Genomic DNA, 14,124 nt, shown 5'->3' with positions numbered 1-14,124 from the left:
GCGCGCCGCCAACCTTTATATGATCGCCTGTAAGTGGGACCGCCAGTCCCGACCAGTTAAGCTTTTTTCACACGCCGAACATTGCTGCCGGATTTCAACACTCAGAACCTTTTGGGGCCCTCAAAAGGCAAAGCCCCGCGCCGGCTCGAAACCCTGAAGATATGGCGGCGCCGAGTCAAACACCGGCCGGCCGCTGATTCCGTCGTCGGCGCGGACATAGATCATGGCCCGGCCGGCCGGTCCGGTGCGCTCGACGACGCCCAGCCGGCCCCCGACCTTCAAGGCGGCGGTCCAGGCGTCCGGGACCTTGGCGACGGCGCCTTCCGAGACGATCAGGTCGTAGTCGGCGCCGGAAACGGCCTTCAGATCGCCCTCATCCAGCCGCTCGACGGTCAGACCCATGCCCTCCAGAACCAGGGCGGCATAGGGGGCCGCGATGGCCAGGGCCCGCTCGCCGGCCTTGGGGCGCAGGTTCTGCAGCAGCTTCGATATGTCGCGCGGTCGCAGCAGCCAGCGGCCCGGCGCATACTCGACCTCGGCGTCGGCATAGGCGGCGAAGGCCTTGGCCGGCGGCAGCAGCGATTCGCGCGGCGCGGAACGGATGACGTCGGTCAGGGCCAGGTCGGTGACGTCGGCCGTGCGCACCTGGCTTTCGACCATATTGGCCCGGGCGGCGGTGAAGTCGGCGCTCATGAGTCTCACACTCTGGAAGATGGCAGGCTTATAGGTCGGCCCTTAACGACAAGGCAATCGCCTGACCATAGACGTTGAACCGCGCGGCGGGCTCTGATAGCCATCCGCCCTCCCGATGGCCCGCCAGCATCGGGATGACGTGAGGCCCGGTGGCGGAGTGGTTACGCAGAGGACTGCAAATCCTTGCACCCCGGTTCGATTCCGGGCCGGGCCTCCAATCTTCCCTTTCAGGATCAGCCTTCTCCGTTCGGGCCTGAGCGTTCAGGCCGCGTTAACCATGTTTGGCGCAGAGATTCCCCGTCTTCAGTTTTGCAGTTTCTTGAGGACACCCATCACCACCGACTTCTTCAGCCCGGCTTCGCGCCGGGCTTTTTTTGCGGGCAAACGGCGCTTGCGTGCCCCCTTCTTTCCTAAGAAACGGCGCTTGCGCGCCGGGCGGACCCATCCTATACCCCGCGTCCTTCAAGGCCGATGATCCTCGGTAGCTCAGTTGGTAGAGCAGGCGACTGTTAATCGCCGGGTCGCAGGTTCGAGTCCTGCCCGGGGAGCCATCCCCCTTCATCGAAAACCTTGAATCCGCTTCCCCATCGATTTTCCCCTGGCGGTTTCGCCTCGTTGCGTCGCCGCGGGAAGCCGGTATGACTGCCGGGATTGGTGAGGGGGATTTCACGTGAAAACGCGTCTGTTCGCGCCGGTGCTCGCCGGCCTGCTGTTGCTGGCGGGGGCCGCCTGGGCCGACGCCATCGACGACGCCAATGACGCCCTGGACCGCAAGGACTACGCCACGGCGCTGCGGCTGCTACTGCCTATCGCCGAAAAGGGCGACGCCGCGGCGCAGTACGATCTGGGGCTGATCTACGACGAGGGGTATGGCGTCCAGGAGGACGACGCCCAGGCCGCGAAATGGTACCGGCTCGCCGCCGACCAGGGCGACGCCGACGCCCAGCTGGCGCTCGGCCTGTTCTATGACGAGGGCGACGGCGTGCCGCTCAACGACAAGGAGGCGGCCAAATGGTACCGCCGCGCCGCGGACCAGGGCAACCGGGCCGCCCAGTTCAATCTGGGCCTGATGTACGACGCCGGCGAAGGCGTGCCGAAGAACTCTGGCGAGGCGGCGCGCTACTACCGGCTCGCCTCCGACCAGGGCGACGTCAACGCCACCTACAATCTGGCGATCATGTACGACAACGGCGAGGGCATGGCCGAGGACAATGTCGAGGCGGTCCGGCTCTATCGCAAGGCCGCCGAGGCCGGCAGCGCCCTGGCCCAGGGTAATCTCGGCGTGATGTATATCGACGGCGAGGGTGTCGACCGCGACCCCGAGATGGGCGTCCACTGGTTCCAGATGGCGGCCGACCAGGGTGAGGCCGGCGCCCAGGCCAACCTGGCCTACTGCTATCGCAAGGGCATCGGCGTCACCCGGGACGAGGTGAAGGCCTATGCCTGGCTGAAGCTGGCCGTCGCCAATTTCAAGCCGGACGACAAGCGGCTGAGCGAAGCGCGGTCGGACGCGCTGATGCTGACCGCCAAACTAAGCCCCGAGGAGCGCGCCCGAGGGGACCGAATGGCGGAGGCCTGGTCGCACAACAGCTCGTCCGGTTCGTAAGGCCATCGATTTTCGAGGGGAATTGGCATGAAATCACGTCTGTTCGCACCGATGTTGGCCAGCCTGCTGCTGGTGGCCGGAGCAGCGCTGGCGGGCTCCCTTGAGGACGCCACCGACGCCTTCAAACGCAAGGATTATGCGGAGGCCATGCGCCTGACCCGGCCTGTGGCGGAAAAGGGTGACGCCGTCGCTCAGTACGACATGGGTCTGTTCTATGACCAGGGCCTGGGCGTGCCCGAGGACAATGCGGAGGCCGCGCGCTGGTACCGCCTCGCCGCCGATCAGGGCGACTCGGACGCCCAGTACAACCTGGCGATCATGTACAGCGCCGGAGAGGGCGTGCCGAAGAGCGACGCCGAGGCGGTGCGGCTCTATCGCCTGGCCGCCGCGCAGGGGGACCTCGAGGCGCTCTTCAATCTGGCGACCCACCTGGACAACGGCCGGGGCGTCCCGGAGGACAATGTCGAAGCCGCCAGGCTGTATCGCGAGGCGGCGGACGCCGGCCAAGCCAAGGCCCAGGCAAACCTGGGCATACTGTATCTCAAGGGCGAAGGCGTCGATAAGAACCCCGAAGAGGGCGTCCGTTGGCTCCGGAAGGCGGCCGATCAGGGCCTGCCGGGCGCTCAGGCCAACCTCTCCATCTGCTACGAAAGGGGTGAGGGCGTCGCCAAGGACGCGGTGAAAGCCTACGCTTGGCAAAAGCTGGCCGTCGCCAATTTCGAACCTACCGACAAGCGGTTGAAGAACGCCCAATCGGACCTGGCCGAGTTGGCGGCCCGGTTGACCCCCGCGCAACTGGCCAGAGGCGACGCCCTGGCCGAGACCTGGTCGCACGGCAAGGGGTCCTAGACGGCCGGCCGCCGCGCGCCGCGCCGAAGGGCGTCGGCGCCGATGCCGTCCATGATGGCCTGGGCCAGGGGGCGGGCCAGGCGCGCCATCAGCAGCATCAACCCGTTGGAGAACCCCAGCAGCCGTTCGGGCGGTCCGCGCTCGGCCGCCCTGGCGAACCGCGGCGCGGCCCAGGCCTTGGTGAAGGGCTGGGGGCCGACCAGGTCGGCGCCGCCGTCGGTCATGTGGGGCGGGGACAGGATCTGCACGGCGATGCGATGGCCGGCCAGTTCGCGGCGGGACGAGCGGGCGAAGCTGATCAGGGCGGCCTTGGAGGCGCTGTAGCCGTCCAGCGAGGGACAGCCGACATAGCCCAGCGTCGAGGCCACGGCGACCAGCCGCACCGTCTGGCCGGTCGGCTTGAAGGCGGCGACCGCCTGGCAGAGCCGCACGAAGCCCAGATAGTTGGTGTCGATCTCGGCCCGCAGCATGGCGTCCGGCGCCTCGGTGAGCGGCCCCTGGTAGAGGGTCGAGGCCATGTAGACGATCACCGCCGGCCCCCGCCCCTCGCCATACAGGCCGGCGATGGCGGCCTCGAAGCTGTCGAGGCTGGTGACGTCCGCCTGGCGCCAGGCCTCGAACAGGTCGGGCGCCGGGCAGGGCCGCCGGCCCAGTCCCACCACCCGGCGCTTTCGCCGCGCATAGTCCCGCGCCACCTGCAGCCCCAGGCCCTGCGAGGCTCCGACGATCCAGATTTCCTTGGCCATTCGCGGCTCCCGGTTCTAAGTTGACAGGAGCAACATCAAGGCTGGAGACAATGTTGTCAATGCCAACATCTGAGCGTCCCTATCATCATGGCGATCTGCGGCGCGCCCTGGTCGCCGAGGGCGAAGCGCTGCTGGGCGAGGTTGGGGCGGCCAATCTGGCGCTGCGCGAGGTCGCCAGACGGCTGGGCGTCTCCCACAATGCCCCCTATCGCCACTTTCCCACGCGCGAAGCGTTGCTGGCGGCGATCGCCACGGCCGGCTTCGAGGCCCTGGCCGAACGCACCGATCAGGCTGGCAAGCGCGGGACCGGCGGCGTCATGCAGGAGCGGGGCCTGGCCTATGTCGCCTTCGCCCTGGAGCGGCCGGCGGTGTTTCGGCTGATGTTCTCCGACCAGGTCGACCGGACAGCCTTCCCCGAGCTGGCCGCCGCCGCCCAGGCCAGCCTCGCCCGGGCCAGCGCCGCCATCGGCGCCGCCTATGGCGAGGAGGGCGACGCCGTCATGGCCGCCTGGTCGTTCGTGCACGGCCTGACCGTCCTGCTGCTCGACGGCCAGACCCCGGAGGCCCTGCGCAAGGGTCGCGACGACCTGGCCCTGGCCAAGGCGACGCTGGCCGCCATGGCTCATGCGGTGAGTGAGGATTGAATGTAAGGACGATGAGCCTTACATTGCCGGATCTGGAGTTCGTCCGATGAGCAAACTCACCGTGACCGCCAAGGGTCAGGTCACCTTCCGCAAGGACCTCCTGCAGCACCTGGGAGTAGGGCCCGGCGAGAAGCTGGAAGTCCATAAACTTCCCGACGGCCGCCTGGAGGTCCAGGCCGCCAGACCGACGGGTGACATCTCCGAGGTGTTCGGCATGCTCAAATCGAAGACCTCGGTGGCGCTCTCGATCGAGGAGATCAATGAGGTCGCCGCTCAGGGTTGGGCCGGAAAGCGGTGAGGATCACGGCTGACACCAATCTTCTCGTCCGCGTTCTGGTCGGCGACGACCTCGATCAGGCCGAGGCGGCGCAAGCCGAACTGTCCGCGGCTGAACTTGTCGCTCTCCCCCTGGCCGCTCTTTGTGAGCTGGTATGGGTGTTGGAGCGAGGCTACGGGATCGAAGGCTCCGATGTCTCCAAGGCGCTTCGTGGCCTCTTGAACGGCGCCAATATCGAAACCAACCGGCCGGCCGCGGAAGCGGGCCTGGCGATGCTCGAAGCAGGCGGCGACTTCGCCGACGGCGTAATCGCCTTCGAAGGCTACTGGCTGGGTGCGGAGACTTTTGTTTCCTTCGACCGCAAGGCCGTGCGGCTGATCGCTGCGCAGGGCCGGTCGGCGCGCCTGCCCGCCTAGGTATTCAGTCCCGCCCTTCCGGCGCCCCCAGCGGGAACATGTGGCGGTAGGGCCGGGCCTCGTCGAGGGCGCGGGCGTAGCTGGGCCGGGCCAGCAGGCGGTCGCGATAGGCCCACAGATGCTTGAACTGGCGCGGAATGGCGTAGGTCCAGTCGGCGTAGAGCAGGGCCGGCGCGGCGGCGCAGTCGGCCAGGCTGAACTGGTCGGCGGCCGCCCATTCGCGGCCCTCCATGCGTTTGTCGAGCAGGGCGTAGGCCTTGTCGAACTCGTCCTTCCAGCGGGCGCCGTCCTGGCCGTCGGCGGGCTCGCGGCCGATGGCGAGGTAGACGATCCGCTGCTGGGGATAGTTGACGTAGTTGTCGAAGAAGCGATCCCACATCCGCACCTCGGCGGCGGCGGCCGGGCTGGCCGGGATCAGCCGAGGGGTATCCGGATACTTCGCCTCCAGATACTCGATGATGCCGGTCGCCTCGAAGACCAGCTGGCCGTTGTCCACCACCACCGGGAACTTGCCGATGGGCCAGAGGGCGCCAAACTCGCTGGCCACGGGTTCGGAGCCGTCCAGCATCTTGGCCTCGAACGGCACGCCTTTTTCGTAGAAGCCGGTCTTGGCCTTCTGCACATAGGAGGACAGGGGGTGGAGATACATCGCCAGGGTCATGGCCGCGTTCCTATCGGCTGAAGGTGACATGGGTCGCCAGGTCGCTGGCGGTGCTGGAGGTGACGCGATAGCCCAGGGCAGGCAGGTCCAGCCCGGTGAACAGCGCCTCGCCCTGACCCAGCACGACGGGCGAGATGGCCAGGTGCATCTCGTCGATGACGCCTGCGGTCAGATACTGCCGCACCGTCGAGACGCCGCCGCCGACCTTGACGTCCAGATTCCCGGCCGCCGCCCTGGCCTGCTCCAGCGCCGCCATGGCCCCATTGACGAAATAGAAGGTGGTGCCCCCCTCCATGACGATGGGGTCACGCGGGTAGTGGGTCAGGACGAAGGTCGGGACGTGATAGGGCGGGTTGTCGCCCCACCAGCCCTTCCACGCGTCGTCGGTCCAGTCGCCTCGGCTCGGGGCGAACATGTTGCGGCCCAGGATGTGGGCGCCGAAGCCATCCATGGCGGCGTGGGCGAAGTCCTGGTCGACGCCGTCGACCCCACCGCCCTCCCCGATCATGTCCTTGAAGAAACGGGTGTTGAATATCCACTCATGAAGCTCCTCGCCACGCCTGCCGAGCGGGTTCTCCAGGCTCTGATCGGACCCCGCCCCGAAACCGTCGAGCGAGACCGAGAAACCGGCGACCTTGACCTTGGACATGACGACACCTCACCGCTTGCAATTTGCAACCAGTTTCGAAATAGCAGGACCGATCCGGATATGCAAGCGGTCCTAGCCGCCGCCTATCCTGTCGATCAGCACCACCTCACTGTCGGGCCTCAGCGCCGCGCCCCAGGCGTTGCGGTGGATCTCACCGTCGATGGCGATGGCCACCCGGCGCTCGATGAGGTCGCCCAGCCCCGGGAACCGCTCGTCCAGGGCCAGGATCAGCCGGCGCACCGTGTCGGCCGCCACCTCGAACCGGGTCTCCCCGCCCGTGAAGGCCAGGACGTCGGACGAGACGGCGACCACCTGGGCCATGCTCAGCCGCTACGGTCGAGCGCGGCGCGGACCTTGGGCGGCGACAGAGGCAGGTGCGCCATGCGGAAGCCCAGCGCCCCGCGCACGGCGTTGGCGACGGCGGCCAGCGGCGGCACGATCGGCACTTCACCGACGCCCTTGGCGCCGAACGGGTGGCGGGGATTGGGCACCTCGACCATCACCGCCTCGATCATCGGCAGGTCGCTGGCCACCGGCATGCGGTAGTCGAGGAAGCCGCTGTTCTGCATGCGGCCGTCGTCGCCGAAGACATATTCCTCGTTCAGCGCCCAGCCGATGCCCTGGGCCGCCCCGCCCTGGATCTGGCCCTCGACATAGGCCGGATGGATGGCCCGGCCGACATCCTGCACCGCCGTGTAGCGGGTGATGGCGACATGACCGGTCTCGCGGTCGATGGCGACGTCGCAGATGTGGACCCCGAAGCCGGGGCCGGCGCCCTGGGCGTTCAGCGACACCTCGGCGCTGATCGGTCCGCCGGTGCGGGCGGCGTTGGCGGCCAGCTCGGCGAGGCTGAGGGCTTTGACGTCCTTGGCCGGGTCGAGGCAGATGGCTTGGCCGTTCTCCCAGGCGACGTGCTCGGCGCCGGTTTCCCAGGTCATGGCGGCCCGCGCCTTGAGGCTCTCGACGACCTTCTGGGCGGCCTGGGTGACGGCCATGCCGGTGGCGAAGGTGGTGCGGCTGCCGCCGGTCAGCATGGAAAACCCGATCGAGGCGGTGTCGGCCACGACGGGCCGGACGCGGTCGGCGCCGACGCCCAGCACCTCGGCGGCCATCATGGCCATCGAGGCGCGCGAGCCGCCGATGTCGGGGCTGCCGGTGACCACCACGGCGCTGCCGTCCTCGTTGAGGTGCAGGGCCGCGGTCGATTCGCCGCCGACATTGAACCAGAAGCCGGCCGCCACCCCCCTGCCCTCGCCGGGCGCCAGCGGAGCGCTGTAGTGGGGGTGCTCGCGGGCGGCCTGCAGGGTTTCCTGGAAGCCGATGTTGCGGAAGGTCGGGCCGTAGGACGCCTTCATGCCGTCGCGCACGCCGTTCAGTTCGCGGATGGCAATGGGGTCGATGCCCAGGTTGCGGGCCAGCTCGTCGATGACGCCCTCGACCGCGAAGGCGACCATGGGAGCGCCCGGCGCGCGATAGGCCGCCACCTTGGGGGTGTTGGTCACCACGTCCCAGCCGATGATGGAAAAGTTCTCCAGGTCGTAGCAGGCGAGCGCGGTCATCACCGCCGCCCCGGCCGGGGAGCCAGGGAAGGCGCCGGCCTGGTATTTCAGCTCGACCTGCGCGGCCGTGAACCTGCCGTCGCGGGTCGCGCCGATCTTGACGGTGATCGCCGTGCCCGAGGTCGGGCCGGTGGCGCGGAACACCTCGTCGCGGCTCATCACCAGCTTCACCGGCGCGCCGGAGATGCGGGAAAGCGCCAGGGCGACCGGCTCCAGATAGACCGTGGTCTTGCCGCCGAACCCGCCGCCGATCTCGGCCGGGATGACCCGGACGTCGGCCACTTCCAACCCCAGCAGCTTGGCGCAGTAGGTGCGGACCATGAACTGGCCCTGGCTGGACGACCAGACGACCGACTGGCCATCCTCGGTCATGGTGGCGACGCAGGCGTGGGGCTCGATATAGCCCTGGTGGACGGCCTGGGTGGTGAAGCTGTCCTCGATGACCACCTCGGCGGCGGCGAAGCCGGCCTCCAGGTCGCCGCGCTGGGAGGCGAAGCGCTTGGCGATGTTCGAGGGCCGGGTCGGCGGGGGCGTCACGCCCTGGGTGATCATCCCCTCATGCAGCAGCGGGGCGGTCGGCGACATGGCCTCCACGACGTCGGTGACGTGGGGCAGAACCTCGTAGACCACCTCGATCAGGCCTAGGGCCTCCTCGGCGACGGAAGCGGAGGTGGCGGCGACGGCGGCCACCGCATGGCCGTCATACAGCACCTTGTGGCGGGCCATGACGTTCAGCGACAGGTCGCGGATGTCGGCGGCGCTCTCGCCGGCCTCGTATTCCTCGGAGTCGAGGTCGGGGAAGTCGGCGGCCGTCACAACCGCCTTCACCCCGGCCAGGGCCTTGGCCTTGGTCGTGTCGATCGAGACGATCCTCGCATGCGGATGCGGGCTGCGCAGGATCCGCCCCGTCAGCATGCCCGGCAGGCGGTAGTCCGCCCCGAACGCGGCGCGGCCGGTGACCTTGTCCACCCCGTCGGGGCGGACCGGGCGGGTGCCGACGACTTTCAGGTCGGGCCCATCCTGCTTAGGCTTGTCGATGACGTCGGTCATGTCACGCGCTCCTTTGGGGTTCAGGCGCTGTGGGCTTGGCGAAGTTCGGCGGCGGCATCCATCACCGCCCGGATCACCTTGTCGTAGCCGGTGCAGCGGCAGAGGTTGCCGGCCAGCCAGAAGCGGGTCTCGGTCTCGGTGGGGTCGGGGTTCTGGTCGAGCAGCGCCTTGGCGGCCACCAAGAGACCCGGCGTGCAGAAGCCGCACTGCAGGGCCGCATGTTCCAGGAACTTGCGCTGCAGCGGGTGCAGGCCGCCGTCGCGGGCCATGCCCTCGATTGTCTCGATGCGCCGGCCCTCGGCCTCGGGGGCCAGCATCAGGCAGGAACAGACCAGCCGCTCGTCGACCATGATGCTGCAGGCGCCGCAGTCGCCCGAGCCACAGCCTTCCTTGGCGCCGGTCAGGCCCAGCTCGTCGCGCAGGGCGTCCAGAAGGGTCATGCCCTGTTCGGCCAGGAACTCGACCGGATCGCCATTCACCCGGGCACGGATATGAACCTTGCTCACGCTCTTTTCTCCGCGCGTTCCCAGGCGATGGCCACAGCCCGCCTTGCCAGCACCCCGGCGATCCGGGTGCGATATTCGACGGTGCCGCGTTTGTCGCTGATCGGCCGGCAGACGACCTGGGCCGCCGAGTCCAGCCGCTCCAGCGCCGCCTCGTCCAGCCTGAACCCGACCAGGGCCGCGCTGGCCCCGGCCACGATGACGGCGGTGGGCGCCACCGCCCCCAGCACGACGCGAACGTCCTGGCAGACGCCGGCCTCGTCCAGCACGATGTCGGCTCCCGCCCCGGCGACGGCGATGTCCATCTCGGTGCGCGGGATGGCCCGCAGATAGGCGTCGGCGGCGCGGGGCGGCCGGGGCGGCAGGCGGATTTCCAGCACGAACTCGCCGGGTCCCAGCGAGGTCTTGCCGACCCCGGTGACGATGGCCTGCACCGGAACCTCGCGCCGGCCGCCGGGCCCGGCCACGATACAGGTCGCCCGCGCCGCGATCAGCGCCGGCACGCTGTCGGCGGCGGGCGAGGCGTTGCAGAGGTTGCCGGCCAGGCTGGCGCGGTTCTGGATCTGGGTGGAGCCGATCAGGCCGGCCCCTTCGACCACGCCCGGCCAGGCGGCGACCAGGCCGGCATGCTCGCCCAGCAGGGCGGCCGGCGTCGCGGCGCCGATGATCCAGCCGCCGTTCTCCTGGCGGATGCCCTGGGTGCCGGCCACGTTCTTGAGATCGACGATGGGTCCGGGGGGCAGGCGGCCGGCCCGAAGTTGCACCAGGAGGTCGGTGCCTCCGCTCATCGCCCGGCCGCCGGCGCCGAGAGCCTTGACGGCGTCCTCGACGCTGCCGGGCGCATAGTATTGCAGCTGACTCACGGTCTCTCCCTGCGCTGGTCGCCTATCGTGGCGCCTGGAACCGCGCTTGTCGCCTGCCTCTCGGCTGTCGCCGCGCGTTTGTTGTGCAGGTGGGAGGCTGGACCGGCCGGCGCCAGTCCCGCGCCGGCAAAACCGGCGATCAGTCGCCGGCGTCGGCCCGGCCGGTTTCGCCGTCGTTCAGCAGGATCGGCAGGATCAGGAACTCGGCCAGCAGGCCCAGCAGGCCCAGCCCCATCGCCAGGACGATGGCCTGTTGGCCAAACTCAAAGATGTCACGCCGCTGGTTGCTCAGCCCGGACAGCGCCATCCAGGTCCAGACGCCGCCGACCGCCAGGGGCGGGCCGACCAGCAGCAGGACCGATAGCACCCTCAGGAGCATGAGGCCGGGCCGCAGTCTGTGTCGGGTCACTCGGGTCATTCGGCGGCTCCGAACCATCGCGGGCCAGACGGGCGCCCCGCACTGTGCTTGGGGGGACAGCGGGACGCCCTGGCCGTCCGCGGTTGCAAGTGGACGGTTTGCCGGTCGGAGGGATCGGCGAGAGGCAGGTTGGCTTGGCCGCCGCCGAGTCGCCTTGATGCAGATCAACGGCGCCGCGCCGGCAAGCATACATCCCCAGATTGGGGTGACAGCCCGCAACATACATTCAATAGAAAGAGCGCCTGGCTGAAGCCAGGCGCTCTTAACCGGATTACCGGGCGGGGGGACCGTCCCGGTGGGCGAACAAGTTACGCAGTTGCTTTGTCCGGTCGCCGACATATATCTGACTCGGCTCGATCTATGCCTGCGATCATTACCCAAAATGACGTTTCAGGGAATTTGTCGCAGGCGCGGTTCCTTGACGGCCACGACCAGCACCGTCAGCGCGACGAGCTGCAGCCCGATCGAGAGGCCGAACACCGGCCCATAGCCGAGCCAGTCGGCGATGACCCCGCCGGCCAGCGGCCCCACGAAGGACATCAGGCCCTCGACCGTGCTGGAGATGCCCAGCCGCATGGCCACGTCCTGCCTGGCGCCGAACTCCAGCACCATGGTGCTGCTGCTCATGCTGTAGCCGGACTGCGCCGCCCCCAGGCCGAAGAAGGCCAGGGCCAGGAACAGGGTGTTGTGGGAGACCATCAGCAGCACGGTCGAGCCGATGAACAGCACCAGCGAGGCGACGAAGCTGGAGCGGAAGCCGCCCCGGTCGCCCAGATAACCCCAGACCAGGTTGGAGAGGGTGTCCGCCCCCAGATAGGCCAGGCTGAGCAGGCCCAGCTGCGCCCCGGTCAGGACCGCCACCTTGCCGGCGTGCAGCACATAGAAGGGCGCGGCGACCCGGGCGGCCATGGCGAACAGCTGGGCGATCAGGAAGTTGCGGTAGTCGCGGTCACCGGCCACCAGGGCCGGAAAGTCCTTCATCCGGTCGCGGAACCGGGTCTGCTGGGGCAGGTGCGGCGAGACAGGCTCGCGGATCAGCACCTGCAGTACGGTGAGGCCCGCGCTGGTCAGCAGGAAGGCCAGCATGAAGGTGGTGGCGTAGCCGTTGCCCAGGACATTGAGCTCGATCAGGTAGCGGCCCGCCAGATAGGCCAGGCCCGCGGCGATGGCCCCGCCGGTGAAGTTGCGCCAGGCCTGCAGCCGCCCGCGCCGGCTGATTGGGATGACCTTGGCCATCAGGAGCTGGAAGACCACTCGCTGCGAGCCGCTGAACAGCCCCATCAGGAACAGCATGACGATCAGGGTGATCAGCAGCGGCTGGCCGTGCATCAGCCAGCCGGTCACCGCCATGGCCAGGATCGGCAGGCGCATCAGCGTGCCCAGCAGCACCGCCGCCGGCATCAGCTTGGCCCGATGCTCGACATGGGCCGCGCCGACCACGGGCGAGACCACCCCGCCCAGCTGCTGCAGGGCCATGCCCAGCCCGACGACCGCATTGGAGCCGGACAGCATGTGCAGATAGGCCGGCACGATGGTCGGGGCGTTGAGCAGCCGAAAGCCGGTCATGCCCAGCATGCCGTGGACATAGTTGGCGGCGTAGTTGCGGCGCAGATTGGCCCAGACGAACCTGTCGAACTCCGCTTCCGGCGTCTCGGGGGCCGTCTCGGGACTCGGCGGATTCTCGCTCATAAGCCTAGCGTAGCATCCGGTTTGCCCGGGCGAGTAACCAGAAAAGACGAACCCAGCCTCAGGCAATCGCGCAGGCCCGCCGTTACCTGCCGGGTAATCGCTTCGCCGCCGCCGATCGGTTTTCCTGCCGCCATCGCACAGGAGGCCATCATGCACCGCCGAGACATCCTCACCCTGACCGCCGCCGGCGCGGCGGCTGCCGCCCTCCCCGCCCCCTCTTCAGCAAAAGGGGCCGCCCCTCGCTCCAAGACCCCGGACCTGTTCGTCCGCGACTGGGGCGAGGGCCGCCCGGTCGTCTTCCTCGCCGGCTGGACCCTGACCTCGGACACCTGGGGCTATGTCATGCAGCCGCTGGCCCGGCAGGGCTTGCGGACCATCGCCTATGACCGCCGCGGCCATGGCGGCTCCGCCGACCCTGGCCGGGGCTACGACTTCGACACACTGGCCGACGATCTCAAGGCTGTGCTGGAGCGGCTCGACCTCAAGGACGTCGTGCTGGTCGCCCATTCGATGGGCGGCGGCGAGGCGATCCGCTATTTCGCCCGTCATGGCGGAACGCGCCTGTCCCACCTGGTGCTGGTCGCCCCGGCCACCCCCTGCATCATGCAGAAGGCCGACAACCCGATGGGGGTCCCGGCCGCCGCCCTGGATCAGAACCGCGCGGTCATGGCCCGCGACTTCCCCGCCTGGATGGACGCCAACGGCGGTGGCTTCTTCACCCCCGACACTTCCGAGGGGGTGAAGACCTGGGTCAAGACCCAGATGCAGCGAACCTCGCTGCAGGCCCTGGTCGAATGCAATCGCGCCCTGTGCGAAGCCGACTTCCGTCCCGAACTTTCGAAGGTCAGCGTCCCGACGCTGGTCCTGCACGGCGACAAGGACGCCTCCGCCCCGCTCGACTTCACCGGCCGGCGCACGGCGGCGGGGATCAAGGGCGCGAAACTGGTCGTCTACGAGGGGGCCCCGCACGGCCTGTTCGTCAGCCACGCGGCGCGTTTGGCGGCGGACATCGCCGCCTTCGCCAAGACCTAGCGCGTCACGATCGGCCGCTTCATCGGGGCCAGCAGGGCCAGGAGCCTGTTCTGGGCCGCGAAGGGCACCTGCTCCCTGTCCATCGCCGCCTGCAGGTCCTCGACCAGGAAGTTGAACTCGGCGGTGGTGACGCCCAGGTCCTTGTGGACGCTGGTCATTTCGCGGCCGGTGTAGTCGCAGCCGCCGTTGAGCAGGTAGCAGAACTGCTCCTTCAGGGTCCGGCGCAGGCGAACGATGTCGTGGCTCTTGAACACGTCGGCGATGCGGGGATCGGTGGTGATGCGGTCGACGAAATCGTCCACCACACGGTCCAGACCGGCCTTGCCGTGGAAGGCCTCCAGCAGGGTCGCGCCGGTCACGGGGCTCGCCCCGGCGTTGGCGTTGGACTGGGTGTAGGGATCGACCGGCTGCTCCTGGGCCAGGACCAGGGTGGGCGCCAGGGCCAGGGCGATGACGAGATGCTTCATGG

17 protein-coding genes and 2 tRNA genes are annotated in these 14,124 nt (G+C 68.7%); 8 read left to right on the top strand and 11 right to left on the bottom strand.

The window, feature by feature from the left end; translation table 11 throughout:
- Nucleotides 1–120: 120 nt before the first annotated feature.
- Nucleotides 121–693, bottom strand: coding sequence for a protein-L-isoaspartate O-methyltransferase family protein (locus tag QO010_RS08290; RefSeq protein WP_307348127.1), 573 nt, complete (start codon nucleotides 691–693; stop codon nucleotides 121–123).
- Between the two features lie 143 nt (nucleotides 694–836).
- Between QO010_RS08290 and QO010_RS08285 the strand changes: the two genes are divergently transcribed.
- The 4 genes from QO010_RS08285 to QO010_RS08270 all read left to right on the top strand — a co-directional run bounded on the left by QO010_RS08285 (nucleotide 837) and on the right by QO010_RS08270 (nucleotide 3,148).
- Nucleotides 837–910: transfer RNA gene (locus QO010_RS08285), tRNA-Cys, on the top strand.
- 258 nt (nucleotides 911–1,168) lie between these two features.
- Nucleotides 1,169–1,244 (top strand) — tRNA-Asn (locus tag QO010_RS08280).
- Nucleotides 1,245–1,363: 119 nt separating this feature from the next.
- The gene (locus QO010_RS08275; protein WP_307348125.1) at nucleotides 1,364–2,299 is read left to right on the top strand and encodes a tetratricopeptide repeat protein; all 936 of its coding nucleotides are present in this window, start codon (nucleotides 1,364–1,366) and stop codon (nucleotides 2,297–2,299) included.
- Between the two features lie 27 nt (nucleotides 2,300–2,326).
- Nucleotides 2,327–3,148 (top strand): tetratricopeptide repeat protein, encoded by an 822-nt coding sequence (locus QO010_RS08270; RefSeq protein WP_307348124.1) that lies wholly within the window; start codon nucleotides 2,327–2,329, stop codon nucleotides 3,146–3,148.
- Here the strand turns inward: QO010_RS08270 and QO010_RS08265 are convergent.
- Entirely contained in the window at nucleotides 3,145–3,894 is a 750-nt protein-coding gene (locus QO010_RS08265) for an SDR family NAD(P)-dependent oxidoreductase (RefSeq protein ID WP_307348122.1), read from the bottom strand. The genes QO010_RS08270 and QO010_RS08265 overlap by 4 nt on opposite strands.
- A 59-nt stretch (nucleotides 3,895–3,953) precedes the next feature.
- Here QO010_RS08265 and QO010_RS08260 point away from each other — a divergent pair, with 59 nt between their 5' ends.
- From QO010_RS08260 to QO010_RS08250, 3 genes are read left to right on the top strand one after another with little or no spacing between them, the layout of a single operon-like run.
- Entirely contained in the window at nucleotides 3,954–4,538 is a 585-nt protein-coding gene (locus tag QO010_RS08260) for a TetR/AcrR family transcriptional regulator (RefSeq protein ID WP_307348120.1), read from the top strand.
- 46 nt (nucleotides 4,539–4,584) lie between these two features.
- Nucleotides 4,585–4,836, top strand: a complete 252-nt coding sequence (locus tag QO010_RS08255) for an AbrB/MazE/SpoVT family DNA-binding domain-containing protein (RefSeq protein ID WP_307348117.1) — start codon at nucleotides 4,585–4,587, stop codon at nucleotides 4,834–4,836.
- A complete protein-coding gene (locus QO010_RS08250; RefSeq protein ID WP_307348115.1) occupies nucleotides 4,833–5,231 on the top strand; it encodes a type II toxin-antitoxin system VapC family toxin in 399 nt (132 codons plus the stop codon). The genes QO010_RS08255 and QO010_RS08250 overlap by 4 nt, the downstream gene beginning before the upstream one ends.
- 4 nt (nucleotides 5,232–5,235) lie before the next feature.
- Here QO010_RS08250 and QO010_RS08245 read toward each other — a convergent pair whose 3' ends face one another.
- The 8 genes from QO010_RS08245 to QO010_RS08210 form a co-directional block, all read right to left on the bottom strand.
- Complete coding sequence (locus QO010_RS08245) at nucleotides 5,236–5,892, bottom strand: glutathione S-transferase family protein (protein ID WP_307348112.1); 657 nt, start codon at nucleotides 5,890–5,892, stop codon at nucleotides 5,236–5,238.
- A 10-nt stretch (nucleotides 5,893–5,902) separates the two neighbouring features.
- Nucleotides 5,903–6,541, bottom strand: coding sequence for a dihydrofolate reductase family protein (locus QO010_RS08240; RefSeq protein WP_307348110.1), 639 nt, complete (start codon nucleotides 6,539–6,541; stop codon nucleotides 5,903–5,905).
- Between the two features lie 72 nt (nucleotides 6,542–6,613).
- Entirely contained in the window at nucleotides 6,614–6,862 is a 249-nt protein-coding gene (locus QO010_RS08235; protein WP_307348108.1) for a MoaD/ThiS family protein, read from the bottom strand.
- A gap of 2 nt (nucleotides 6,863–6,864) precedes the next feature.
- Nucleotides 6,865–9,150: a xanthine dehydrogenase family protein molybdopterin-binding subunit gene (locus QO010_RS08230; protein WP_307348107.1), complete on the bottom strand. Its 2,286-nt coding sequence runs from the start codon at nucleotides 9,148–9,150 to the stop codon at nucleotides 6,865–6,867.
- Nucleotides 9,151–9,170: 20 nt separating this feature from the next.
- Nucleotides 9,171–9,656, bottom strand: coding sequence for a (2Fe-2S)-binding protein (locus QO010_RS08225; protein ID WP_307348105.1), 486 nt, complete (start codon nucleotides 9,654–9,656; stop codon nucleotides 9,171–9,173).
- On the bottom strand, nucleotides 9,653–10,516 hold the full coding sequence (locus QO010_RS08220; protein ID WP_307348103.1) for an FAD binding domain-containing protein: 864 nt from the start codon (nucleotides 10,514–10,516) through the stop codon (nucleotides 9,653–9,655). Before QO010_RS08220 ends, QO010_RS08225 begins: the two co-directional genes overlap by 4 nt.
- A gap of 139 nt (nucleotides 10,517–10,655) precedes the next feature.
- On the bottom strand, nucleotides 10,656–10,925 hold the full coding sequence (locus QO010_RS08215; RefSeq protein ID WP_307348101.1) for a hypothetical protein: 270 nt from the start codon (nucleotides 10,923–10,925) through the stop codon (nucleotides 10,656–10,658).
- Between the two features lie 399 nt (nucleotides 10,926–11,324).
- Nucleotides 11,325–12,623 (bottom strand): MFS transporter, encoded by a 1,299-nt coding sequence (locus QO010_RS08210; protein ID WP_307348098.1) that lies wholly within the window; start codon nucleotides 12,621–12,623, stop codon nucleotides 11,325–11,327.
- A 150-nt stretch (nucleotides 12,624–12,773) separates the two neighbouring features.
- Between QO010_RS08210 and QO010_RS08205 the strand changes: the two genes are divergently transcribed.
- Complete coding sequence (locus tag QO010_RS08205) at nucleotides 12,774–13,655, top strand: alpha/beta fold hydrolase (RefSeq protein WP_307348097.1); 882 nt, start codon at nucleotides 12,774–12,776, stop codon at nucleotides 13,653–13,655.
- On the opposite strand, the gene QO010_RS08200 is transcribed toward QO010_RS08205, so the two are convergent.
- A complete protein-coding gene (locus tag QO010_RS08200) occupies nucleotides 13,652–14,122 on the bottom strand; it encodes a group I truncated hemoglobin (RefSeq protein ID WP_307348094.1) in 471 nt (156 codons plus the stop codon). The two genes, QO010_RS08205 and QO010_RS08200, sit on opposite strands and share 4 nt — an antisense overlap.
- Between the last annotated feature and the right edge of the window lie 2 nt (nucleotides 14,123–14,124).

The sequence above is a fragment of the Caulobacter ginsengisoli genome (assembly GCF_030814835.1).
Taxonomy (GTDB): domain Bacteria; phylum Pseudomonadota; class Alphaproteobacteria; order Caulobacterales; family Caulobacteraceae; genus Caulobacter; species Caulobacter ginsengisoli.
The sequence above is the reverse complement of the archived record's forward strand: the minus strand, read 5'-3'. Positions and strand labels throughout refer to the sequence as shown.

Bases quoted from the DNA above. Each gene is read 5' to 3' on its own strand.
- QO010_RS08210 (WP_307348098.1), bottom strand. From the start codon at position 12,623: ATGAGCGAGAATCCGCCGAGTCCCGAGACGGCCCCCGAGACGCCGGAA.
- QO010_RS08235 (WP_307348108.1), bottom strand. From the start codon at position 6,862: ATGGCCCAGGTGGTCGCCGTCTCGTCCGACGTCCTGGCCTTCACGGGC.
- QO010_RS08200 (WP_307348094.1), bottom strand. From the start codon at position 14,122: ATGAAGCATCTCGTCATCGCCCTGGCCCTGGCGCCCACCCTGGTCCTG.
- QO010_RS08270 (WP_307348124.1), top strand. From the start codon at position 2,327: ATGAAATCACGTCTGTTCGCACCGATGTTGGCCAGCCTGCTGCTGGTG.
- QO010_RS08230 (WP_307348107.1), bottom strand. From the start codon at position 9,150: ATGACCGACGTCATCGACAAGCCTAAGCAGGATGGGCCCGACCTGAAA.
- QO010_RS08245 (WP_307348112.1), bottom strand. From the start codon at position 5,892: ATGACCCTGGCGATGTATCTCCACCCCCTGTCCTCCTATGTGCAGAAG.
- QO010_RS08240 (WP_307348110.1), bottom strand. From the start codon at position 6,541: ATGTCCAAGGTCAAGGTCGCCGGTTTCTCGGTCTCGCTCGACGGTTTC.
- QO010_RS08260 (WP_307348120.1), top strand. From the start codon at position 3,954: ATGCCAACATCTGAGCGTCCCTATCATCATGGCGATCTGCGGCGCGCC.
- QO010_RS08255 (WP_307348117.1), top strand. From the start codon at position 4,585: ATGAGCAAACTCACCGTGACCGCCAAGGGTCAGGTCACCTTCCGCAAG.
- QO010_RS08265 (WP_307348122.1), bottom strand. From the start codon at position 3,894: ATGGCCAAGGAAATCTGGATCGTCGGAGCCTCGCAGGGCCTGGGGCTG.
- QO010_RS08290 (WP_307348127.1), bottom strand. From the start codon at position 693: ATGAGCGCCGACTTCACCGCCGCCCGGGCCAATATGGTCGAAAGCCAG.
- QO010_RS08205 (WP_307348097.1), top strand. From the start codon at position 12,774: ATGCACCGCCGAGACATCCTCACCCTGACCGCCGCCGGCGCGGCGGCT.